Genomic DNA, 24,868 nt, shown 5'->3' with positions numbered 1-24,868 from the left:
TTCATCCTTATTCTACGTTTATGAAAAATTCATCGCTATATGCAATGCAGCACCCATTACGGACAATAAAACACTGTACATAATGCTTCCCCGTATAAGCAGTAGACTCGATGCGACACAACGGTCCTGAGTTAAAATTATTGGAGTTTTCAAAACCTCCCCTTAAGCACGATGCCAGTTCCGCTTCTTTACCGGTATTTACAATCTGCCATTTCACCGTATCTTTAGAAGTAATTGGATATGCGGCCATATACTTTATCGACGACCCCTTCGGTAATAAAAAGTCATCACTAGAAATCTCACATTCCGCATCATTAGGGAAAACCACGGTAGCCTTAATCGTAACCGATGGTTTATGGGGCAAGCTCCAAGGCGGAACCTGTCGATAAGAAACTGTTTTATATGATTCCAAATCAAGCGATTTCTTATTATCAGACGGGAATCTTTCCCCAAAAATCTTTTTCCAGACTACATTATTTCTTCCCTCATCATCTATCAACGACAAATGATTTTCCAACGCTCCAATAAACTTCTGAAAGTCATCAAAACTTGTTCTCGACAATAAATCATTGTCTGTCATAGCGGGATCTTGAAGAAAAGGTACGAAACCATTAACCACATATCCTCTGTATCTAGATACAATAGATCTCATTGTATCAATTAAAAGATCCTCAGTTGATTGCGACACATTTCCAATATTGTCCGCAACTATAACTTCTAGTGCAATGCCTTTAGGGAAACGCACGCCGTCAGGGCAGTTTTCTCGGCGCCACCATTTAAATAATTTCACCAATGGTTTATATTTCATATTGTTTTCTGCATTTACGTCAGAAGACCATTGAATGTGCTCTTTTGGCGTGGCCTTACTCCAAGTATGATTGTCTCTTGATCCAATATAATAACTGGAATCATCTTCACGTATCAAAGGCACAACATCAACATTCAAGCCACTCATTTCAACACAAATAGAATGAGACTGTTTCTTTGTATTACTGTATTTTGCTTGCTTATGGAGTAAATCCTCTATTTTTTCTAAAACAACAGCAGGATCGTCATTCATTGTAAAATTTGTCACGATATCTATATCGACATCACGTTTTCCATCATTTAGCACAGGCCTGATACTCGTATTCTTAGCATATGATCCAGATAGAAAAGTCGAATCAACAATCGCAGCACAATCATCATCCTCAGACAGAAACTCACGAAGATTACTATGAATTCTCTTTATTTCATCCTTTGTTGATCGCGAGGGCTCTATATCAGTAAGGAACTTTGTGAAATATTTATCCAAGGTCATCATTACCTCTTTTCAAACATATGGAAGATAAAGATCCATCAGCATAATTACGTATATCTATACCAGCAACAGTACCAAGCTTATAAAGCTCATCGAGAATAATGAAAAAGAAAGCTAGAATAGCTTCTTCTTGATTCGAAGAATGAAACACATTATGCTCACAATCGTACAGAAATGATCCTTCTTCTATCGCACATCCAAATCTGACATTTGATAATTCCTTGCAATACTTTTCGACAGATTGCAAAGATATTGACTTTTTGGCCAAAATTCCACCATATATTGGAGTTAATTTACGTGGGGGAACTTCTTGACCAGCATTTATCACGCTTCTTGCACTTCTACATAGTGAAGTCACAGTGTTTATTTTATGACTAGTATATTGAAGTGTTTCTTTGTCTATTTCCTGCTTCGAATCAAAGACCGCATATACACTTTCAGCCGTCACAAATTTTTCACCGGAATTTGTTCCAAAGATCAATGGCGCATACATAGCATCATAAATAATGATGTCGATTTGATCGCTCACAGCACCTTTTGAATCAAACACAAATCCTTTGTCAACCGCATACTTACTTGGCAGGAAACTTCTGAAAAAATCAATCCATGCACCTTCGCAGTGGTCGCCTTTAGTGACAGGATGAGACAAAATTACATCCAAATGAGCTTTAAGAATCTGCTGCTTCGCAAACAGCAGATTCTTAACACTCATCGTAGTTGATTGTGTTTCTTGCATTCAGTCCTCCAACGGGTGGGTGGGCCAGGTCCAGGATTGGACGGTGGGGCGTTTTTTCTCGATTGCGGGGATGGCGCGGAGGGCGGGGCCTAGGCGGAGGTAATTCACCAGCACGCCGTCGTCGAGGTTGATGGGGAGGTTGCGGGTGGCGAGCGGGTACAACACATCACGCTCGTAGTCGGTACATTCCTTGATGGCGGTGTGCAGCTTTTCGCCCTTGCGTACCTCGGCAGGCTTGCCGGAGGCAAGTAAGGCTTCGGACTGGGAGCTGAGCTTGGCGGTGAACTCACGCAGGTACCTGAGGACCGTGTTTGTGGTGGCGGGCATGTACCGGTGCAGGTAGACGAGCGCCTTGAACGTACCCTTCTTATCGGCGCGGCTGGAGTACATCCAGTAGATCGGACGGTTCTTGTACATGCTCACGTGATCGTCATAAAAATCCGTGGCGAAGTACTTGCGCAGAGGCTTGCCGAGCACCTGTTCGATGTAGGCGATATTCTCGTTCAGATGCTTCTCGCCGCATGCCACGCTCAGGAAGTCGCGGAAGCGGGCGACGATGTCGTCCTCGAACCATTCGTCGTCGGTCACAGGAATCACGTTGTCCGCATCCGGCTCGAACGTGGGATTCGGAATTTGCGCGTGATAGTCGTCGATGGTTTCGCCTTGGGAGGCGAGAATCAGACCCGGCTTGTCGAGCGAGTAGCGGCCAAACATGCAGCCGACCGCGTAGGAGATGATTTCCTTGACGATGTCACGGGTCATGAGTTCGTCACGTTCGGCAGGCGTGTTCTTCGGGTAGCAAAACGCCGGATTGCGCTTCAGCGAGACACGTTCGATCGGCACATCGCACGGCACTTCATCACGCACGCCATAGGCATCTGCTACCAGCTCGTTGTTCTTGATTTCGCGCTGGCGCTGTTCTTCTGCGATGGTTTTGCAGTGGGCGATATACGAAGGAATGATGTCAGACAGTAAAGCTTCGTCAACACCTTCCAAAACCTTTAACCGCACAAACTCCCATGATATTTCTTGAGAGTCCCAATCAGAACGCGAAGTATCAACCAAATCATCATGCAACGAACGACACTGATTTTCAAAACTGTCATTAAGCATGAAAGGAAGCGAACGAAGTTGCCCAGCCTCAAAAGAAATGGTAGGAGATAATGCTTTTAACAACTCATAAGCAACAGAAGAATTCAAATAACAATGCAGACTCCGAAGATACCGAGCTGATCTAACACAGACCGCCGATCCAGTAAATGAATAATGCCCATCATGAAACCTGAAGGAAACGTTATCTGAAGCTACATAACTGCAAGCAATGGACTTGGCAAAAGTCATATCCGTATTACGCGGTGTTGCAAAAGGGAATGTTAGCAATTTCATTCCATTATTGGTCCAATCAACAATGAATTCATTGTTTCCATACCATTTTCTGAACTCACCCCCTTTATCGCAGGGAATCCATTTTCCTTTTTGTTTTTCATTCCATTGAACACGATTAAAATCGATGTTGCTGAAAGCACATTCAAACCACTCGCGGAGAAATATGTTATTGTCTCCAGTGGTGAACCCCTGAGCGACATTTGCAATGTCGCTCAGGGGTTCACCACTGACCCCCTTAGCGATTTTTATAAACGAAGCTAACAATGAAGCGGGAAGCCAGTATACGATTACACTACTCGGCAACTTGGAAAAAGTACTTTGCTTTACATGATACGTATTATTTTGCGTATTGTGCTTAACGCAATCACGAAGAAAAGAACTCTGCTCAAGGTCACCATGTATATCAACTAAGCGATAATACGTACCACATCTATCACTCCCCTTGTTCTCGACTACAAAGGCGACAGTTGATACAATCTCACCTCCGATGCTATCGAAAGCACCTGAGCCAAGATGCAGCAATGAATCAATGGTCGAACTCGATAATAGTTTTTTTCGCAAATCATAAAAAGCAGATAAAAACATCCACCCCTGCATAGTTATCATACCAATAAAAGCATTATCTATAACTAACATTTTGTTTCGCAAAATAAAAGCAGCGAACAAATCAGTTCTTCCATCAGGATATGCTTTCTTAATAAAAGATTTAAGCTCGTCATCCATATTTTTCGAGCTTAGATAGGGCGGGTTAGCGACTACTGCGGCGTATTGGCGAGTGAGGTAGCGGGTTTGGGTGAGAACAGTGTGGGAGCGTTCCTTGATGCCTGAGGCGAGTAGGGTGTACGCTCTCTCAGTCTCGCTACTGTTATTCAGCTCGCTATCGCTCGCTACATCGCCTACAAACAGTCCACTGGACTGTTTGCTTAACGGCGATGTCCTATCCGAGGGAGCCGAGGCTGCCACCAGCTTCTTAAGTTCTGACGGGGGCTGGATGAGGGAACCGTAGATGTCGGCATGCTGGTAGGTGTTCCAAGTGTCGGCGTCGAAGGTGACACCATACATCTCGTTCAGCTCCTCAACTTCGATTTCGGTGAAGTATTCGGGCGTGATGCGCTGGATGTTGGGCTGGACCTGCTTGCGAAAGAAGCGACGGTAGCGGCCTCGGGCCTTCATGGTCAGGGCGAAGGCGGCGAGGTTGGCGGCTCGTTCGTCGATCTCCATGCCGAACAGATTATGTTCGAGGATCAGGCCAGGGATTTCGTTGGCGGAGTAGCCGGCTTCATCGTAGATATCGTAAAGCAGGTCGAAGGCGTAGGTGAGCATGTGGCCGGAGCCGCAGGCGGGGTCGCAGACGGTGAGGTCTTCGGGGGACTCAATGTTCAGCGAGGTCTTGGCCCCCGTCTCTCCCCCAGTCACGCTGCGCGTGACAGCCCCCTCATCAGAGGGGGCCGAGACGTAGTACTCCCAGTTTTTGTAGAGCTGGGATTCGGGGTGGGATTGGGTCCAGAGGCGGCCGACGGTGTTCTGTACGAGGTATCGCACGATCCAGTCGGGGGTGAACAGCTGGGTGGCGGCGGGGATTTCAGCGGCACCGGCCTTCTTGCTCTTCTTGAAGCCGGCCATCACCTCATCCTTGCGTTCGGCGATGTAGAACTGGTACAGCCAGCCGATGATCTCGACATTGCCCTGTCCCTCGTCGCCCACGCAATCGGCCACGGTCATCACTTCCGCGACCTTGCGCAACACCGAATCCGAGGCGAGCAGGTCGGCCGGCATCAGAATCTCATCCGCCGCACCGGCATCATCGAACATGAACGGCAGGAACCTATGCCAGCAATCGCAGTACGCGCGCAGCAGCAGTCCATACGCCTCGCCCTGCGGATCGTTGCTGGTCTTGCTGCCATCTAACAGCGCAGTGATCGTAGGTACCAGCTTGGCTTTGGCACCAACGTTCGAGCCGAACACGTTCTCGTCGAATTCGCCGCGCTTGGCCGCCGACAATACGGCCGGCAAGGCGTTCGGATTGTCCGCGTCCTCGCCGGACACCACATGCGGGCTGGTGAAGTCGTTCGCATCCATGTACCGCAAGGCGATGATCCGGTTGAACCAACGGTAGGCGTGCCGTTCCGCGGTCCTGGCACGACCCTGCTCGCCGCCGCCGTTGCCGCGAATCTCATCCTGCAGCTTTGCGAACGCGCGCGGATTATCCACGCTCGCCGCCGAATTCGGCTCCATCGCCGCATCCAGCTTGGCTCGCACCGCCTTCATCAGCTCCACGCGCGCCCCGGCCGCAAAAGCCTGCAACTTACTCGTGTTCATGCTCACTGCTCCTCTCCATCGTCAAGCAGCCAATCCAATGCGTATACCTGTTGAATCCCTTCATGGGAAACCGGACGTTCATCATCCAGCGTGATCAGCATCTTCGGATAATTATCCCGTACCGCACGCAGCGACGACAACTCACGCTCCAACGTATCCGGATCATGCACGGATTCGCTCACTTGGTAATAGCACGGGCCGTCAGCGCCATTGGTGATGAAATCAATCTCGCCACCCGTGCTCTGACCGACATACACATCACCTTCCCTGCGCATCAGCTCGAAAAACACCACATTCTCCAGAAGACGACCAGTGTCGCGCACCTTATTGGAGCACAACATGCGACGCATGCCCAGATCCACGGCATAATACTTACGTTCCTGCCGCAGAGCGCGCTTGCCTTTGACGTCATAGCGTTGCACCGGATAGAAGATGAATGCCGCTGCAAGTCCTTCCACATAGTTGGACACCGTAGGCGGCGATATCTTCGTGCCCATCGAGGTCATGGCATCCGCGATGGACTTGGGATTCACGAGATTGCCGACATTGTCGAACAGATAGCGGGTCACCGTTTCCAATGCCGCAATGTTGGAGACGCCCAGCCGTGCGGCCACATCCTTGAACAGCACGGTGTTGAGTATGCCGTCAAGGTAATCGTGCAGCATCGTCTCATTGCCGGAAAAGCCCACTGTGGCGGGAAGCGCACCATCATGCAGGTATTCGGACCATGCGCGCTGCATGGTCGTCCTTGTGTCGGATTGCGCACTCCAGTATTCAGCAAACGAAAGAGGCGTCATGGCGATCTCTACGTATCTGCCGGATATCAAGGTTGCCAAGGTTCCCGATAGCAGCATGGCATTTGATCCGGTGACATACAGATCGATGCCGCCCCTGGCCTGCAAGCTGTCAAGCGTCTTCTGAAAGTCCGGCACGTTCTGGATTTCGTCGATCAGCACATAACGCGCTCCCCCTCCTTCGCCGCAACGGCGGAGAATCTCCTCATACAGGCGGCGGTACTCGAGAAACGGTTCATTCTCCAACAGTTCAAGATTGATGTGAACGATAGTCTCCGGTGCAACGCCATACCGCTCAATCAGGCGTTGTTTCCAAAGCGTCATCAACGTTGACTTGCCGCAGCGGCGCACACCGGTGATTACCTTGACTACGTCATGGTCTTTCCACATATCGAGTTTGTGCAGGTACTTCGGTCGGTCGATCATCAACACCACCCCTCATTGAAAACGTATTTTCAATACTATCAGTTTTTGCATGGATTTAAAATTGATTTTAAATCCATGCAAAAACTTGCTCAAAGTAAAATGCGTTTGCCTTCTCGGATGGCGGCTATGAGCTTGCGCCGGTATTCGTCGAGGAACTCGTCCACGTCGTCTTCCGTGCGCAGCATCGGCTTGGGGCGCGGCGGCGTGACACGGATGGTGCGCTCGACTGGCTTCGGCTCGGACGGCACCGGCTCGACATGTTTGGGACCGGGCTCAACTGGCGCAACGGCATCGGGCAGCGTCTCCCCCGCAGACGGATTCTGCAAGTCCCGCGATTCCGACGGCTTTCCAGGTCCGCTGTGAACACCAGCCGGCTCCTGCGGCTGCTTCTTGGCCGCGTCCAACTGGTTGACCAAGGTCAGGTACAGACTGCCGCGCACGGTGTCCGCGGTCTGCCGGATGTCGGCGATGTACTTCGCCGACTCGATCTTCGCGGCCGCATCGTCTAGCGAGCGCAGGGCCTGCCGTTGGGCGTCCTCGCGGGCGGTTCGGTACGAGTCGATGCCGGTGAGGGATTCGCGCACGGCGGCGACGGTCGCCAGCGCCTGTTCGCGTTCCGTGTCGACGAGTTTGCCGAGATGCTGCTGGAGTTCGGTCAGTCGGGTCTTGAACAGGTTGACCCTGTTGCCTTGGAACAGTTTCGGATCGTCCGCCGTGGCACGCACCTCGTCACGTTCCCGTTGCAGGTCGGCGGACGCAAGCGTGAAGTTGGAGTCGTTGGTTTTAATCCAGTCCAGGCCGTTGACCAGCACATCGCGCTGGAAGCCGTTGAGGACCTTGCGGATCGGGGCGATCACATCTTCTTGGTCGTCCAACAGTTGCTCCGTGTTGTCGTCTTCGTTCTTGGAGGGGAAGGTTTCCAGTATCCACTCCTCCGGTTTGGCGGCAACGGTCTTCAGTCGTTCGAGTGGCTCGTCGAGCGCCGCGACGAACGCGAACTGTCCGTTGACGGCCTTGAGCTGTTCGATCGCGCGTATCTGCTCGTGCATCCCGTCCCTGATGGCACGGGCCATGTCTTCGGCGTCGGCGGGCAGCCTGTCTGCGGTCAGGCCAAGGTAATCGTTGGCGAAGTTGCGTAGTTCTCTGATTTTGGCGGCATCGTAGCATTTTGGAATCTCCACGCGCATGCTTTCGGTCTTTTTCTGATTGGTCAGACATTTGACCACATCGGTGCGTGGAATCCGAGTGCTGTCGATCGTCAGACGAATTCGCTCGGTACCGTACAGGTAGCACAGGCATGCGAGCGTGTCCGCCAGCGGCCAGCCGTACGGCTCGTTCTCATAGCGTGCGATGACGTCTTTGACGGTCGGCACGAGATTGCGGCGGATCTGCCCGGCCGCATAGTCGTACACGTCCTGTGCCGGCAGATCCAGACGATTCTGCACGGAATCGGTGCCGTCCAACGACGGTGTGGAGTCCGAAGCGTCGGCGAGTACGGCGGGAAGATCGCGTTCGGTGTAGACGAGGTGCTCCACCAGTCGGAAGTTGGTGTACAGACGTCCGATCAGCGTCTGCATCGCCTCCGCGATGATGCCGGTCGCGCTCTCGCGAGCCTTGGTATCCAACGTGGCGCCGTTGTAGGCGATAACGGCCGAGCACAGTGCTTTGGACACCGTGGACTTCAGTTCCCGTTTCATGATGTCGAGATCGCCGCGCTTGGCGTCGAGAATGTGCTTGCGGGAGCCCTGTTCGTTGGCGTGCAGACGGAGATACTTCTCAGTGCGTTCGACCATGGTCAGGTCGTTCATGAAATTGGAGCCGTCGCCGTCGAGGATCACGCGCAGTTCCCCGCGTTCGCCGGACGATTGCATGATCTTGGCATCCAGCGGTATGTCGTCCATCGGGGTGACGATGTGCAGCGTGATCGGATAGGTCCGTCCCTGCGCCACGTTGTCGATGGTCAGACCGTACCGGAACCTCACCTTCTGCCGTCCCTGCCCGTATTCGACGGTTAGCGGCTGGCCGAGAATGTCCTCGCTGACGATCCTGCCCAAACGGTCGCGGATCTGCCGATCCTCGATGTCGACGTTCTTGATCTCGCTTTCGACGGCCTGCTCGTCGTTGGTCAGATACTCGTACTCGTCACCAGTTCGGTGCACATAGTTCTGCCGTTCCAGCATGTTCAGCGTGTCCTGAATACGCCGTTCCAGTTCGGGCAGATCCTCGCCGAACCGGCCGAGCACAAGAATGCGCAGATTGCGCACGTTGGCTTTGAACTCCTTGACCTGCTTGACCAGCAGCAGCGCCTTGAGCAATGGCATGGCTAGCTTCTGCACGTCCGGGGCGAGCTCGCGCTCCGCCTCAAGAATTCGGTGATTCACCGAGCTTTGGATGGTTCCGGAAATGCCGTCGTACAGGGCACTGAACGGTATCAGACTGCCGACCGTATCGGCTTTGTGTTCGACCAGCGCACTGCTGATTGTGGACAGGAGCGAACGTTCACCGACCGAGCGATGCTGTCCTTCGAAAAAGCCTGCAGCACTCATGCCGCGCATCGCGTCTTGGAACAGCAGAAACTGGTAGTTGACGAACGGATAGGTGGAGATAAAGTCCTCTTGCGTACCGAATTTGATGTTGTTGAACTGGCGTGTGCCACCTTCGCCCTGAAGGGTGAATAGAGCATCAAGTTCATCCCGGTGCTCTTGCCACAGCTCCTCCGTGACCGTCTCGCCCTGCTCGTTCTTGGCCAGCAGTCGTTTCTGAATGACCTCGATGGCGTCGGCGCTGGACAGTTTCAAGTTGATCGCGAACCGGCCCTTGATCTTCGTGAAGTCAAGCCCCTGACTGACCGAACGGTCGCCGATCACGGCGTCGATGTCCTCCTGCGAGGTGACGATCACCCACACTCGGCCGTTGGTGCGCGCGAACAGCTCCTCCGTCACGGTCTGTAGATTGAGCATGAGATCCGTGCGAGAACCGATGAACTGGCCGACCTCATCCACCAGGAATATCAGGCGACGACCGTCATCCTGCTGTTGCAGCCAATCGTTCACGTCGTCGGCGAAATCGGCGATGGTCGGATTGTATTGTTTCTGGTAATCCTTGAGAATGTCCCTGACCTCGTCGCCGGTGGCCGCAGCGAACGCCCTGTCGATCTTCGGTCCGGAGAACGCGGCCTGGGCGCGACCCTTGGACCACGGTTTGCCGGCGATCGATTCGAACTGGCGGACGAACTCGTTCAAGCACCCGTTGGAGTCGAGGTCGCGTTCCATTTTCGCCACGTACTTGTTGGCACCGTAATAGCCACGAGCCTCGTCAAACACGCGGATGAACGCGTCCATAAGCACGGTCTTGCTGCCCTTCTGCGCCTTGCTGTCGATGTTGAACAGCAGCGAGGTGGCGGGAATACGCAGGTTGGAGTCCAATAGTCCCTCAAGCTCATGGTTCTCGGCGTCGCGGGCCTTGGCCTTCATGATGTCGATGACCTGCTCGCGGCTCAGCGATTCGGCGTCGTCCGCGATGAACGACACGGGAGTCTCGCCCAGAATATGCGAGAGCATTTTCAACAGGTGAGATTTACCGGAACCAAAGAAGCCGGAGATCCATACGCCGTTCGTATAGTCGGCGGATGGGTCGTTGTACGTGTCGAGGAACCGTTCGAGATTGGTCTGGATCTCGTTGGTCAACACGTATTCGTCCACCTCGTCGACGAGGTTCCTGTCGTTGCTGGCTTTGATGACGCCATCGATCTTGTCTTCGATGTTCCTGACGAAGATGTTCCTGAACTGCAATGCGTCGCCTCGCGATGCGTTCGCATCATTCATGTCGCTCATGCGTCGGCTCCTTCCTGGATCGCGGTGTTGAGACTGAATGCACGGTAGTAGTTGTCCGCGTCGAGCCGGTCGAACAGGCGCATCACCGATACGGTCGACGCGGTCTTCTCGTAGGTTCCCGGGAAGAACACCACCACGGGCGTGTGCTCGTCGATGATCTCCTGCACGCAGTTGAGCAGCGCGTGCGTGCGGATGTACGGATACACCTGGCCCACACCAGTCAGGAACACTAGATCTGCTTCATGATTCGCTTTCGCCTGCAGGTATCGCGTCTCGAGTGCGTCCTTCAGATCGTCGTTGTCGGGACCGAGCATACCGGCGAGCGCCTGATAAAAGTCGTCCTCCTGCAGCGGCGGCCATGCGCCGACTCCGGCATCGTCGGCATCACCGTGCATGTCTGGCTCCTGTTCGATGGCGGAGTCGAAGACGTCGTTGTCCTGCATGATCCGGATGGCGAGCTCGTACAGGTTGATGACCAGTATGGCCGGTGCGGCATCATCGTCGTCCACGGGGTCCATGCCCTGCAGACGGTTGACAAGGATCGGGATGCGACGTTCGACTTCCAGCTCCTGCTGCGGCTGATACGCGTAAATGTAGTTCGCCGGTTCGCCGCCGGTGTCCTCGCCGTTACGAAAACGTTTGGAACGCATGCAACGAAACAGCCCATCGAAGTCCTGCTCGATGTTGGATGACTGCCGTCGTGCGGTGTTGCCCGTCATTGCCTCCCCGCTTCCTTCTTCCGTGCGGATGTCTTGCCTCAACGTTCCCCGATGGGGAAGAATCCGAATGATTCCGGTCTGTGTTCCAGAATACCGGTCAGGGTGTTGCCCAGCAGCGCGGGTTGCAGCGTGTTGTCGGTTTTGTCCACCAATCCGGCCTCGTGCATCGCCTTGAACAGGTTCGCGCGCAGTTTGGCTGCCGTGGTCGTGCTGAGCGTTTCCAGTTCTGGATGCCACATGGCCTTGGTAAGTATGAACCGGTCGTAGTCCTCATAGGTGACGGTCGGCATGCCCATCAGATAACGGTCGCGCAACACTTCATGGGCGAACTGCCCCACTAGGGCGTAATAGCGGCACATCGCCACCCACATCAATGCGTGGCGGTCGGCCGTTGGCGTATCGGCGCCGGCCAGATGGCACAGTTCCGTTCCGCTCAGCGTGCTCAGCCGTTTGATCACTTCGCTGACCATACGCGATCCTGCCGCCCGTGTGCGGATGGAGAGCACGTTCTCGTCAACGGCGCGTTGGCGAATCCGCGCGATATGCTCGCCCAACTCGACTTCGTCACCTTGGGCTATACGGTTGTCATCATTGTTTTCGGCCAGAAACAACGTGGCAATGATACGTCCCTGCGGTGCGAGCAATCCACCGACCGTGAACGACAGCCGGTAACGCTGCTCATCCCACATCGTTTCGCTTCCGTACGATCCCGGCATTGCCACTCCTCGCGTCGCGTTCTCTGCTTTTGACAAGAATGTTTTAGCCTACACTTTAGGTAAGATCTGACCCCTGCATTGCATGTCAGTTGCCCTGCCGGCTGATGCCGCCCTTGTGACCGGTGGCCTTGAACGGTTTGGCCCGCAAGGAGGGAACCGGCTGCGATTGGCGCGGCATGTTTCCGGGTTTTCCGGACGGACCGGCGTCGGTGTTCGACTTTGCCAGCCGGCCATTGACGCCGGATTCTCCGGTTCGACCGCCGCCATTGATGCCCTTGGCCTGCAGCGCCCTCATCCATCGTTCGTCCATGCCGTTCATCATACGTGCCGAACGGAAAATCCCTATAGTGGATGATGCAATACCAACATCTCTCCGATACTTCGAGACAAGGAGCGATCATCATGACCATGCTTGAACCGCCGGCCATTCCCGTACGTCGCGCGCACGACGGGCTGGAGCTGCCCGCGATCGGATTCGGCACGTACAAGGTGAACGGGTTCGCCGGCGCCGAGGCGATCAAGTCGGCGCTGGAGGTCGGCTATCGGCTCATCGATTCCGCGTTCAACTACGAGAACGAGGGCATTGTCGGCAAGGCGATTCGCGAATCCGACGTGCCGCGCGAGCAGATCATTGTCGCGTCGAAACTGCCCGGCCGTCACCACCAGTACGATCAGGCGCGCACGACCATTGAGGAATCCGTGGCGCGCATGGGACTTGACTACATCGACCTGTATCTCATCCACTGGCCGAACCCGTCGCAAGGCCAGTTCGTCGAAGCATGGCAGGCGCTCGTCGACGCGCAGAAACAGGGCATCGTCAAGCACATCGGCGTGAGCAACTTTCTGCCCGGTCACATCGATCTGCTCATCCGCGCTACCGGCGTCACGCCGGTGGTCAACCAGATCGAACTGCACCCGTTCTTCCAGCAGGCGGAACAGCGCGCCTACGACGACGCCCACGGCATCATCACCGAAGCGTGGAGCCCGCTGGGACGAGCCAACCAGATGCTCAAGGATCCGACCATCACGCGCATCGCCGACAAGCACGGCGTCTCCCCCGTCGCCGCGATCCTGCGCTGGCACCTGCAACTAGGCGACGTGGCCATCCCTAAGTCGCTGCACCGCGAACGCCAGCGCGCCAACCTCGACCTGACCGGTTTCGCGCTCGACGAGCAGGACATGCGCGACATCGCCGCCATGGACAATCCCGAAGGCTACACGTTCGGTCAGAACCCCCGCTGGCATGAGGAAGCCTGAAAACAAATAAGCCGGTGTGCGGGCGAACCGAGGGGAACGATTCGCCCGCACACCGGCTTTTGGCCTATAACCCGCTTATGCAGTCTGTCCGGCCGTTGCCGTCGAGGATTCGACGATGAGCACGCCGAACGGTTCGACGGTGCGTTCGCCGGACGTGACGTCCGCGTCGGTCAGCAGGTCGCGTCCGGTCAGCGAGGCCGGCAGGTCGACCGTGACCGGCACGTTGACCGGGTTGATGACGAAGGTGAACATGGTACCGTTGGCAGCGACGCGGCGCGTGACCTCAAGGTCGACGACACGCAGATCAGACGGCACGGTGGCATCCGGCACGATCGAACGCGAGTCGACGACCCCGGTCAACGGCCCGTTGGTGAGACCGACGATATTGGTGCCGTCAAGCAGACGGTCGACGAACATGGGCATGGCCGCATCGTCGGGGAATGTGGCCGCATAGAACACGCCGCCATTGCCCGTACTCGGGCGGAACGTGAAGGCGGGCGTACCAACATAGTATTCGCTGCCGTAGGTGGCGAGTACCTCTGTGCCTTCATCAGCCTCAAGCACGTCGAACAGTACGCGGCCGTGCGGGCCCGCTGCGTCGTTCGCACTGTCTGCAATGACGGGAGTGGTCCCAGTATAGCCCTCATGCACATCATCGGCCACATCCGTCGCGCCCGTCGCATCGGCGAACCTGAGCGGCACCACCGACGTATCCGGATCGAGCGCGTCGGTCTCTTCGACCCACACGCCCGCCAAGTCGCGCAACGGCACCGGAATCTCACCTTGGTACAAGCTGTCGTGCTCGTCGGTCAGAGCGCTGAGCGCAGTCAACAGCAGGCGCCCGCCATGGTCCACGAACCGGCGCAGGCGCGTGACGAGCGATGCGCGCATCATGTACAGACAGGGCGCGAGCAACACATCGTACGAATCGTACTCATCATACGGACCGACGATATCGACAGGAATGTTGCGACGATGCAGTTCCGCATACCAACGCTGCACTTCGGCCACGTAGTCCATCGAAATCGTGGGACCGGCCGACAGGTCGATTGCCCAGCGCGACTGCCAGTCGAACACCAGCGCCACGCGCGCCGGCGTCATGCGACTGCCGAGAATCCGTCCGGACACGCGCTTCAGCTCCGAGCCGAGCGCGGCGCATTCGCGGAACGCGCGCGTGCGGTCCGTGCCGTCGGAGCCGATCAGGGCGCCATGGAACTTCTCGCAGCCGGCCCGGTTCTGTCTCAGCTGGAAGAACTGCACTGTGTCCGCGCCATGCGCCACGGCCTGCCAGCTCAGCTGGCGCATCTGGCCGGGACGCTTCTGCGCGTTGAACGGCATCCAGTTCTGCCGGCTCGGCGTCTGCTCCATCAGCATCCACGGGCCTCCTCCGCCCACGCCGCGCATCAGCTCATGGCACATCGCCACGCTTGCGGCCGGCGTGTCCGGTCGCGGATACGAATCCCACGACACCACGTCCACGCCGCAGTCATCGCCGTTGCCGTCCAAGCCCGCCCGCCAGCGGAAGTAGTCGTACGTCGGATACGTGCCCATCATGTTCGTCGTGACCGGATTGACCCGGTCGAACCTGCGGATCGCGGCTTTCTCCTCGTTGTACGACTCCAGCACGCACTCGCCGTAGAACCGTTGGTAGTCCAAAGAGAATCCGCCGAGGATCGCCTTGCCGCTCCAACCGGTCATGTTCCCCAGTTCGTTCGGCGGGAAGATCTCGTCGAAGCTGTGATAGGTGTGGCTCCAGAACGCCGAGTTCCACGCCTCGTTCACGGACTCGATCGTGCCGTAGCGGGCACGCAGCCACTCGCGAAACTTGACCGCGCACGTGTCGCACCAGCACATGCCGCCGTATTCGTTGCCCACGTGCCACGCGACGAGATTGGGCAGACCGCCGTACCGTTCGGCAAGCTTGCCGGCGAGCGCCGCGGAGTATGTGCGGAACGTCGGGCTGTTGATGCAGGCGTTGTGCCGTTCGCGGTGGCGCATTTTGCGGCCTTTTTCGTCGACGCGGTTGACGTCGGGGTGCCGTAGGCTCATCCATGCCGGCAGTGCGCCCGTGGACGTGGCCATGACGATAGACATGCCCGCGTCGGAAACCGTGCGCGCGATCCGGTCAAGCTTGCTGAAATCGTATTCATTTTCGCTCGGTTGCAGCTGTGCCCATGAGAATACGTTGAGCGTGACTTCGTTGATGCCTGCCTCCTTGAACAGGCGCATGTCTTCCTTCCGCACCTCCTCCGGCCATTGTTCGGGGTTGTAGTCGCCGCCGTACAGCATCGAACCTTGTGATGCGAGGCGTTCGGCGAAGGTTGGCAACGGTGACGGTGCCGTATGGCCGTGTGTTTGTGGCATGGGATACTCCTTGGTATGCGGAATGCGGTCCCGCGTCGGTTGGCGGCGAGGCCGCATTCATTGTATTGCCGGTGTCGTTATGCGATGTTGCTTGTTTGATGTGGAAGGAGGCGCTGCATGCATATACTCGACGTGGCTGTTTGGATTAGTTTTTGGTTGCCTTGTCGTATGCTTCCTGCCAGATCGCGACGTTGTCGTCAATTCCCAATGCCTTAAGCTGTTTGGCGTATTCGTCCCATTCGCCGTCGATGCCGCCTTTGACGATCCACGTCGCGATTTTGGTGATTGCATAGTCGAAGATCGCAGTGTTGTTGTTGGACAACGTGGTCAGCTGTTCCGATGTTGGGCGTGCGTTGGCGGGCATGACATCCCGTGTGGCATCGATGTTGGCGTAGTCGTCGAGGTAGGCGTCGTTCATTTTCTTCTGACGGTCGATGTTGATTTCATCCTCCCATTCGACGTTGTCGGGGATCCATCCGGCGAAGCCGCCTTCGATGGCTTCTCGGGTGCCCATGGTCGAGGTATCCCAGAATCGTTCGGAGACCTTGTAACGATGGTTTCCTTCATCGGTGACCCATTCGGGGATGGAACCGCGGAACTGCTGGACGGACAGTTTCTCGGAGAAGAGGCTGTTGATGATCTTGTACGCCGCCTCCTTGTTCTTGGTTTTGGCGCTCATGGAGATGCCTCCGGTGAATGAGTATGTGTCGCCGGACGCGTCCCAGGTGAGGTTTGATTCCGGGTCCGAGGCGTTGGCTTTCAGCGTCGGTAGAGCGACGTACTGATCTTCGAACGTGGTGCCGAAGTCGCTAGCGCCCCAGCCGAATGCGCTGCCAACGAGGGGTGTTTTGCCATCGGAGTTGAGTTCTGCAGAGTATTTCGAAATGTCCTTGGTCAGCGCGTCTTTGGGAATAAGGTTTCGGTCCATCAAAGTATGCAGGTATTCGATGACCTGCCTGAACCGGGCATCGATCATGAAGTTGCCGACCGTGCCGTTGCTGACGTATATGCCCTGTGAGGCGGGTCCGCTGCCGAAGTGGGTGGTGATGCCGAGGGAGTTCAACAGAAGGAACGGGTTCCACCAGCCGAAGAATCCGGTGTCGAGCTTGCGCAGGTCGAGTGGGATTTCGTCCTGCTTGCCGTTGCCGTTGGGGTCCTTGGTTTTGAACGCCTCGAGGACCTGCTCGTATTCGTCCCAGGTTGTGGGCAGGTCCAGACCGAGCTTGTCAAGCCAAGTTTTGTTGATCATGAGATACTGTGCAGGGACCGCGTATCCCTTTCCCATGTATGATCTCAGCACGTACATGTTGCCGTTTTCGTTCTCGGTAAGCGTCCTCGCGGTCGGAATCTGTTCAAGGTATTCTTTGACGTTCGGCATGTCGTCAAGATGCTGGGCGAGATCTTCGAAGTAGGGGAATTTCTGTGCCTCGTCGTATCCGAATCCGCTGATGGATATGTCGGGTACGCTTTCGGAGGCGAGGATGGTCGAACGTTGCTGCTGGAAGGAGTTGGCGTCGACGCGCTGCCATTTGATCGTGCAGCCGCAATCCTTCTCCACTTGTTTGGTCCATACCATCTTGTCCACGCTCAATTGATCCGAGGACTGGACGACCATGACGGTGACGGATGCGTCCTCATTCGTAGCCGTGTCGGCGCCGCATCCAGTTAACATGATGGCCGATGCCATTACGGCACCGGTTATGGTGATGATGCGCGCCCTGCTTGTCTTACCGTTGCGGCGGGTTCCGCCATGTTGTCCTGCGTACACCGTTCCACTCCTTAACTACGGACTCCAACGTTGGAATCACTTGCTTCCTTGCCACTGCTCCAAGGCCCTTCCCGGTGGCCGGACCTCTTGCAATCGAGAATATCCCCCTTGCTGATGCGATCATAGGCCGAATCGACGGTTTGTTAACATGAGTACAAAAATGTGCAACCGGGTATCAGGATCGGCAGGCTGGTCCTCCTCCGGCGCACTTCCCCTGACGCAATCGTGAACTTGTCCCGGACTCGTATCCACGATCAGATGGAACGATGCAGCTTGCGCCAGCGACTCGGGCTCATGCCGGTATGCCGAGAGAACGCCTTGCTCATTGCATACGCGGTGCCATATCCGCAGGCCAGCGCGATCTCCCCCAATGAAGTGGTTTCCCTGCCGAGCCGTTCCTGAGCCTGCGACAAACGCGTGCGGGCGATGAACGCACTCGGCGTGACGCCCAGATCTCTCAGAAACAGCTTGTACAAGTACTCCCGACTGATGAACAGGTGGTCGGCCACTGACTGCACGGTGGCCGGATCTCCCAAATGCGCGTCGATGTAATTGATCGCCTCGCGCACCAGTGGAGTGCCGGACCGGCCAGACGCGTCGAACATCGCATGAGACCCCTCGCCGATCATGGACAATGCTTCCATGCATAATCCCTGCAACAACAATGGTCGCCTCGAGACGATCCGTCGTTCCTTCAGGATGCGCGACACGATCTTGAGCACTTCATCAGTATCGTCGACCTGAATGGCGATGTTCGGCACGGAACGGTGACGTCGGTCCGTGACTGGAATGGTCGTTGCGTGTTTCAACAGGTATGTCATTCATGCGATCATCAACAATTACGCACCGCTCCTGTGTCGTCAAAGACGGAGTGTGACCTGCGGACGCGGGAAGTAATCCGGCGCGTCCGCGGCGGCGCACACTACGGAACATCGGATCCAAACGTAGTGTTCGATGTATGTGAACGTTATTGCAAGCTGACTGCGAAGCAATCGGCAATCGCCATAGCGCCCATTGTGCGGCCCTCGGTCTTATTGAAGCCTATTGAAGTCCGGCAATGATGCCGTCCTCTGCGGTTTCGTACCGGCGGTATGCCATCATCGGCAGCATCGCAACCACAAACATGCCCAATGGCAGGAACAGGAACGTCGCGCTTATGCCGGAGACAACCGTACCGGTTTGGGATGCACGACTACCGTCGAACTCGATTCCATTCAGCGTGACGGACGACAGCATCGTGCCCAAACCGGAGCCAAGACGCACCGCGCACACCATACCTACCGCGGTCAGAAATCCGCTGGCGCGCACGCCGCTGTGCCATTCGCCATAGTCGACGGACGAGCTGACCAGCAGCGCGGACATCGCGCATGCCATGCCGGTGCCGAGAAACGCGAAGCAGTCAGACGCGATCAGCAGCACGGGCGACGAGCCAGCAACCAGAAAACCGACCTGTCCGACGACGGCCAATGCAAACGACAGTACGGTCACCCACGATTTGCCGTGAACGCCGATGCGCGAGACGAGCCACGGCACGGCCGCCATGCCGGTGATCTGCACGACAGACACCCCGTTCAATATGGACGTCCACCGCTCGTCTTCGATCACATACCGGAAATAGTACGGCAGCATGGACGTGCGAATCGAAAAGCCGACCCAAAACAGCACGTTCCAGCCCGTCACCAGCCACCATACCCAATTGCCGGACGCGGCGGTCACGTTCCGGCGCAGAGACGGCGGACGAACATGCAGATCGGCGGCACGCTCCCGCATGTCGGCGAAGCACGCGATCAACAGCGCGAAACTCACGCACGCGAAAATCAGAACCGCGTGCGACCAGCCGACCGGTGACGTGCTCGATCCGCCGAGCCACGTCGCCAACGGCAGAATGAACGTCACCGCCGCGAAATTGCCCAGATTGCCGGTGACCATGCGCACCGAATTGACCTGAGCGCGTTCGCCGAGCGTTGAGGTCAGGTTCGGCAACGCAGCGGAACCGGCCACGGAAATCCCGTCATAGCACATGCCGGCCAGCACGTACGTTGCGCCCGCATACACCGTGCGCGTTGTGTCGTCATGCAGGGGAGGCACGGTGAACAGCAACCATGTCAACACGCAGAACGGCAACGCCATGCGCAGAATCCACGGCCGGCTCCGGCCCAATCGCGACCGCGTGCGGTCGATCACGCTCCCCCATACCGGCGCGTCGATCACGCCTACGCACGTGGCGGTCAGGATGATCGCTCCGGCCGCCACGGAGGACAGCCCATACACGTTGGTGAAGTAGTACAACGCGTATCCCGTGATGACGCAGTACAACAGATTGCCGGCCACGTCAAGGAACGAGAACGTGATTCTGCGATGCGTCGGCATGAGCGTCGGCGCGGATGCCGGCATAGGGAGAGCGGATTCCATGGTTCAGAGCACCAGTCCTTTGGCCTGCAGCTGACGGGCCAGTTCGTAGGTGTAGTTGCGGATCTTCATCAGATCCTTGTGCGGGTCGCGCCGCATCTCCTCGATGCGACGGGTCGGCGGGTAATACATCGGCACCATTTCGCCGGCCTCCAGCAGGTTGGCGCAGCGTTCCGCGGCGTCAAGCAGGTCGTCGGCCGTGGCCTCCTGATGCTCGCGGTCGGTCCTCGCCGACGCTTCGAGCCGCTCCTTGACGATCGCCAGCGTGCGGTCGACCTCATGCTCCTGATTGAGATCCGGCAAAATGGCGTTGTCGGAGCGATTACGGAAGAAGCCCTGGATCGCGGCCACGATCGACGGGTCGCGCACGGTGCCGTCGGGGTAGACGATGCCGTGCACACGGCTCCACTGGTTCGTTTCCGCCGGGATCATCAGTTCGAACAGATAGTAGCCGATGCCGTGCTTGTTGCACAGTCTGATTTCCAGCTCGTACGGGTTGGCGCGGCAGATGCAGCCGGTTTCGTTGTTGATGACCGGCTTGCCGTACCTGCGGCCCATGTCGACGGCCTTGCGGCAGGATTCCTCGACAAGACGGGAGGATTGCAGATAGTCGTGGTAGACGATGATGTCGGCCAGTTCGGCCGTGCCGCTCAGCTCGTTGTCCTCGACGCGCACGTGGCCGACGCCGATCGCGTTGACCGGATCGTTCTCGCGGATCACACCGATCACGTGCCGTACGTGCGCCCAGACAAGATCGAAACGACGTGCCCGTTCGGCCGGATCGTCCACGCTCTGCAGGAACCCGTGCCAGCCCGGCTCGTTGTACGCGTCCCAGAACAGGAGCCCCGGCTCGTCCTTCAACGCGTTGACCACGTCGGCCACGTACGCGTCGCCGATCGCCCAGTTCGCCGGATCGTAGCAGCCCGGGATCGGCGCGTTGCTGTGCGCGGGGGCCGACCAGTACGGCTTTTGGTCGTCGGCGAAATACGGCATCATCAGGATCGGCGTGGTGGAAATGCCTTTCGACCAGGCCGTGCGCACCAGATCGTGGATCTCGGCGAGGAAGCCTTCGCGATCCTCTTTCCAGCGGCTCATGTGGAAGAACGGACGGCAGCTGTTCAGCGTCAGTCGCTGTGCGTACGTGAAGTCGCGCTCCATGACGTCATGCTCGTACCGGTCGTACTCGTAGTTGAATCCCTTGATGAAACTGTAATCGTCCAACGGTTTCATGATGACCTCACTCCTTTTGCAAAACACCGTTTGGTTAACGTTAATTCAATCTCTTCAAGTACACTTCCAGTCAAGACCCGACACGCGAAGGCAGGGAAGTCATGAACGATATGAACGTCAGAACATACGGCATCAAGGACGTGGCGGACCGCTTCCACATCGAACAGTCCGCCCTGCGCTACTACGAGGATTCAGGACTGCTGCCCGGCGTCGAACGCAACGCCAGCGGACGCCGCGTCTACACCGACTGGCATATCGACCGGCTCGGCACCATCCTGTGCTTCAAGCAGGCCGGCATGACCATCGACGAGCTGCAGCGCTTCTTCGCGTATGAAAACGGCGAACGGGAAAACATCGACGCCATGGTCGACCTGCTCGAACACCGTCATCAGGAAATCATCAAGCAGGAGCAGGCATTGCACGATGCGCACCAGCAAGTCCTACGCAAACTGCACTTCTTCAAGGGCATCCGCCAAAGCTACGTTGACGGCACGCCCAAGCCGGACTGGTCGCTGTACGCCGGGCAAAACTACCTTCAATGACCTCCAACCGGGAAGAGCCCAGAGCGACTCGATTGGCGCATCGCACGCGTTTCTTCCCGAATCTCCCTCCGCCAAACCATTACAATGAGGATGTCACGGGTCGTCGGCGGACACAGCACCGACGGCTGGTCCCGTCGCCCGCCATCGCAGCCGACGCGACGAATCCAACTACGCAAAGGAGCGCATCATGGGTCAGCATATTCAAGGCAAGCTCGAAGGAAAAACCGCCATCATCACCGGCGCCGCGGCGGGACTCGGCGAGGGCATCGCCGAAGTGTACGCGAAATACGGCGCGAACATCTGCATGGTCGACCTCTCCCCCGACGTCGAACACACGGCCGCGCGCATCCGCGGACTGCACCCGGACGCGCGCATCATCACCATCACGGCCAACGTGGCCGACAAGGCGCAGATGATCGACGCTGCCAAGCGCACGGCCAACACGTTCGGCGCCATCGACATCGCCTGCTGCAACGCCGGCGTCTGCCGTCTCGCCCCGTTCGAGGACATGACGGACGAAATGCGCGACTTCCACATCGACGTGAATATCAAGGGCGTGTGGAACAGCTGTCAGGCGGTGATTCCGTACATGCTCGCCAACGGTGGCGGCTCGATCGTCATCGCCTCGTCGGTCACCGGCGACATCGTGGCCGACGCGGGAGAGGCGGCCTACGCCATGACCAAGGCCGCGCTGGTCGGTCTGACCAAGTGTCTGGCCGTGGAATACGCGGACCGCCACATCCGAGTCAACTGTTCGCAGCTCGGCTACGCGCGCACGCCGATGGTGGAGAAGATGGCCGTCGAATCCAATCCGGCAGACCCCGAGTCGGCGATCCGCGACATTGCGGTCGGCGTGCCGATGAAGCGACTGGCCAAGCCCACCGAAGTGGGCGAGCTGTTCGCGTTCCTCGGCAGCGACGAATCAAGCTACATCACCGGAGCGCAAATGGTCATCGACGGCGGCAGCACGCTGCCCGAAACGATGAGCATCGGCACCAACTGATTTGGCACAAACCGGCACGAACCGGCGCCGACCCGAGCACTCGGCGCGATGTGCCGCTTGCGGTTCGCGTAGCACAGTCGCGCGCCTGAATGCACACATTCGCAGCCGGCGTACGAATCGCACGGATCATCGCGCCGGCTGTGATAGGCTCGCTGTGACGATGGCGGCGACGGTGCCGCTTCACCGACAGAACGGAGGATCAGCATGGCTGACGCCACGATTTTCGACCAGTATCCGCTCGACCAGTGGAAGGATCCGGCGCATCGCATCATGGACCGGTTCTCGTTGAAGGGCAAGAAGGGGTTCGTGACCGGCGGTGCGGGCGGATTGGGCCGCAACACGGCCGCCGCGTGGGCCGAGGCCGGCGCCGACGTGGCGATCGTCGACCTGCCTCGCGCCAAGGAGACGCTCGAACCGCTCGCGGCCGAACTGTCCGAACGATACGGGACCAACGTCGTGCCGCTGTACTGCGACGTGTCCGACAAGGCGCAGGTCGACGAACTGAAAACCCAGCTGGTCGACAAGCTCGGCACCGTCGACGTCGCATTCCTCAACGCGGGCGTGAACGTGCCCGGCGACGACGCGGACGAACCGTACGAGGTGTGGCGGAAAACCATCGACATCAACCTGACCGGCGCATACCTGACCGCGCAGATCGCCCAGCACATCATGCGCGAGCACAACCACGGTGGTTCACTGATCTTCACGTCGTCGCTGTCCGCGCACAATGCGAACTTCATCGCCGGCGGTCCTTCCCCGGTCGCCGCGTACGGCGCGACCAAGGCCGGCATCTACGAGTACGCGCGCTATCTGGCCGCGGCGCTCGCTCCGTACGGCATCCGGTCGAACGCGATCTCGCCCGGATACGTGTGGTCCGGCATCTTCGAGGGCCGCATCGTGCCCGAAGCGCACGACATGATGGTCGCGCCCGTGCCCATGCACCGCTTCGGCACCAACGAGGAGATCGCCTCCGCCGTCCTGTTCCTCGCCAGCGACGCATCCAGCTACGTCACCGGCACCAACCTGCAGGTCGACGGCGGATACTCCGTGTACTAAACATCGCCGTAGCGCTCATGATTCGCACGGCATGAGCGCTACTATCCGCATGTTGGTCGGCATCACCGCAATTTGCACGATGTCGACCAACGCAGCGCAGCAACGTCGTCGCGGCACCGGCCCGTCACACTAGGCCAAGCGTCACGAACGCGTTCGCCAGACCGTCGTCGTGGATGTCGGTGGTGACGATGTCGCAGAACTGTTCGATGCCGTGCGTCGCGTTGCCCATGGCGACGGACGTGCCGGCGGCTTTGAGCATGGCCGTGTCGTTGTCGGAGTCGCCGATCGCGATCGTGTCCGTAATGTCGTAGCCGAGCGCCGCGGCCACGTCGCGTACCGCGCTGCCCTTGTCGACGCCGTTGATGAGCAGTTCGCCGTTGTTCGGCGAGATCTTGTCGTACGAGCCGTGCACGAGTTCGAACCACGGCGACATGTCGCGTTTGACGTCTTCGAACGTCACGTCCGGGTCGGGGCCGGTGAAGTACGATCCCTTGCTGGTCTTGAGCACCTGCCCGAGCGTGGAGCCTTCCGGGATCTCGACGTCGTCGATCATGTGCCAGTATTTGGCGAATTCGTCGCTGCCCCACGCGGTGTGTCCGTTCTGAAGATGACGCAGGTAGCCTTCCGAAATGTACATGCCGTCCGCGCCCTGCCATTGGTAGGTTTCTATGTGATGCTTGCGGAAGTACGCCATCGCCGCGTCGATCGCCTCGGCCGGCACGAGATGCTCGAATAGGACCTTGTCGCCGACATTCGCCTGCGCGCCCGCGCATGAGACCACGCCGTCGAATCCGAGATCAAGAATGCTGCGCTCGATTTTCGGCAACGACCGGCCCGTGCAGATGAACAGCTTATGGCCGTTGCGCTGCGCCTGCCGGCATGCGGTCTGCGCCGATTCGGGCACGCGGTGGTGCTCGTCCGCCAGCGTGCCGTCGATGTCGATGAACACGAGTTTGGCTGAAACCATGATGCCTCCCTGCGATGGTCGGATGCGTTGTGTGCGGCGCGCA

Annotated in this window: 18 protein-coding genes; 4 read left to right on the top strand and 14 right to left on the bottom strand. The window is 57.5% G+C overall.

Annotation, left to right across the window (positions count from 1 at the left end):
* Positions 1-7: 7 nt before the first annotated feature.
* The 8 genes from BBIA_RS14110 to BBIA_RS03350 all read right to left on the bottom strand — a co-directional run bounded on the left by BBIA_RS14110 (position 8) and on the right by BBIA_RS03350 (position 12,524).
* The gene (locus BBIA_RS14110; protein ID WP_152600554.1) at positions 8-1,303 is read right to left on the bottom strand and encodes an SMODS domain-containing nucleotidyltransferase; all 1,296 of its coding nucleotides are present in this window, start codon (positions 1,301-1,303) and stop codon (positions 8-10) included.
* Positions 1,287-2,012: a DUF6602 domain-containing protein gene (locus BBIA_RS13685; RefSeq protein ID WP_081891941.1), complete on the bottom strand. Its 726-nt coding sequence runs from the start codon at positions 2,010-2,012 to the stop codon at positions 1,287-1,289. Before BBIA_RS13685 ends, BBIA_RS14110 begins: the two co-directional genes overlap by 17 nt.
* A 24-nt stretch (positions 2,013-2,036) precedes the next feature.
* Positions 2,037-5,741: a BREX-1 system adenine-specific DNA-methyltransferase PglX gene (gene pglX / locus BBIA_RS03375; protein WP_033494229.1), complete on the bottom strand. Its 3,705-nt coding sequence runs from the start codon at positions 5,739-5,741 to the stop codon at positions 2,037-2,039.
* A gap of 2 nt (positions 5,742-5,743) precedes the next feature.
* A complete protein-coding gene (locus tag BBIA_RS03370) occupies positions 5,744-6,961 on the bottom strand; it encodes an ATP-binding protein (protein ID WP_051923733.1) in 1,218 nt (405 codons plus the stop codon).
* An 89-nt stretch (positions 6,962-7,050) separates the two neighbouring features.
* Entirely contained in the window at positions 7,051-10,794 is a 3,744-nt protein-coding gene (gene brxC, locus BBIA_RS03365; protein WP_051923722.1) for a BREX system P-loop protein BrxC, read from the bottom strand.
* Entirely contained in the window at positions 10,791-11,513 is a 723-nt protein-coding gene (locus BBIA_RS03360; protein WP_033494233.1) for a DUF1788 domain-containing protein, read from the bottom strand. The genes brxC and BBIA_RS03360 overlap by 4 nt, the downstream gene beginning before the upstream one ends.
* Before the next feature lie 38 nt (positions 11,514-11,551).
* Positions 11,552-12,229: a DUF1819 family protein gene (locus BBIA_RS03355; RefSeq protein ID WP_033494234.1), complete on the bottom strand. Its 678-nt coding sequence runs from the start codon at positions 12,227-12,229 to the stop codon at positions 11,552-11,554.
* An 85-nt stretch (positions 12,230-12,314) separates the two neighbouring features.
* Entirely contained in the window at positions 12,315-12,524 is a 210-nt protein-coding gene (locus BBIA_RS03350) for a hypothetical protein (RefSeq protein WP_238548418.1), read from the bottom strand.
* A gap of 113 nt (positions 12,525-12,637) precedes the next feature.
* Between BBIA_RS03350 and BBIA_RS03345 the strand changes: the two genes are divergently transcribed.
* A complete protein-coding gene (locus tag BBIA_RS03345) occupies positions 12,638-13,486 on the top strand; it encodes an aldo/keto reductase (RefSeq protein WP_033494311.1) in 849 nt (282 codons plus the stop codon).
* A gap of 75 nt (positions 13,487-13,561) precedes the next feature.
* Here BBIA_RS03345 and BBIA_RS03340 read toward each other — a convergent pair whose 3' ends face one another.
* The 5 genes from BBIA_RS03340 to BBIA_RS03320 all read right to left on the bottom strand — a co-directional run bounded on the left by BBIA_RS03340 (position 13,562) and on the right by BBIA_RS03320 (position 21,257).
* Positions 13,562-15,850, bottom strand: coding sequence for a beta-galactosidase (locus BBIA_RS03340; protein WP_160268245.1), 2,289 nt, complete (start codon positions 15,848-15,850; stop codon positions 13,562-13,564).
* 145 nt (positions 15,851-15,995) lie between these two features.
* A complete protein-coding gene (locus BBIA_RS03335) occupies positions 15,996-17,618 on the bottom strand; it encodes a type 2 periplasmic-binding domain-containing protein (RefSeq protein WP_033494237.1) in 1,623 nt (540 codons plus the stop codon).
* Between the two features lie 254 nt (positions 17,619-17,872).
* A complete protein-coding gene (locus BBIA_RS13205; protein WP_238548416.1) occupies positions 17,873-18,427 on the bottom strand; it encodes a helix-turn-helix domain-containing protein in 555 nt (184 codons plus the stop codon).
* Positions 18,428-18,659: 232 nt separating this feature from the next.
* Positions 18,660-20,012 carry an MFS transporter gene (locus tag BBIA_RS03325; protein ID WP_033494239.1) on the bottom strand — a complete coding sequence of 451 codons (1,353 nt, stop codon included), beginning with the start codon at positions 20,010-20,012 and terminating at the stop codon, positions 18,660-18,662.
* Between the two features lie 21 nt (positions 20,013-20,033).
* Entirely contained in the window at positions 20,034-21,257 is a 1,224-nt protein-coding gene (locus tag BBIA_RS03320; RefSeq protein WP_033494241.1) for a hypothetical protein, read from the bottom strand.
* 101 nt (positions 21,258-21,358) lie between these two features.
* On the opposite strand from BBIA_RS03320, the gene BBIA_RS03315 reads away from it, so the two are divergent.
* The 3 genes from BBIA_RS03315 (at position 21,359) to BBIA_RS03305 (ending at position 23,858) form a co-directional block, all read left to right on the top strand.
* Positions 21,359-21,799, top strand: coding sequence for a MerR family transcriptional regulator (locus BBIA_RS03315; RefSeq protein ID WP_033494243.1), 441 nt, complete (start codon positions 21,359-21,361; stop codon positions 21,797-21,799).
* A gap of 187 nt (positions 21,800-21,986) precedes the next feature.
* On the top strand, positions 21,987-22,802 hold the full coding sequence (gene ucpA / locus BBIA_RS03310; RefSeq protein WP_033494244.1) for an SDR family oxidoreductase UcpA: 816 nt from the start codon (positions 21,987-21,989) through the stop codon (positions 22,800-22,802).
* A gap of 204 nt (positions 22,803-23,006) precedes the next feature.
* Entirely contained in the window at positions 23,007-23,858 is an 852-nt protein-coding gene (locus BBIA_RS03305) for an SDR family NAD(P)-dependent oxidoreductase (protein WP_051923719.1), read from the top strand.
* A 124-nt stretch (positions 23,859-23,982) separates the two neighbouring features.
* Here the strand turns inward: BBIA_RS03305 and BBIA_RS03300 are convergent, their stop codons facing one another.
* Positions 23,983-24,825 (bottom strand): Cof-type HAD-IIB family hydrolase, encoded by an 843-nt coding sequence (locus tag BBIA_RS03300; RefSeq protein WP_033494246.1) that lies wholly within the window; start codon positions 24,823-24,825, stop codon positions 23,983-23,985.
* Positions 24,826-24,868 lie beyond the last annotated feature (43 nt).

This window comes from Bifidobacterium biavatii DSM 23969, assembly GCF_000741165.1.
Taxonomy (GTDB): domain Bacteria; phylum Actinomycetota; class Actinomycetes; order Actinomycetales; family Bifidobacteriaceae; genus Bifidobacterium; species Bifidobacterium biavatii.
Note: the sequence above shows the minus strand (reverse complement) of the source record. Positions and strands in the feature narration are given on the sequence as shown.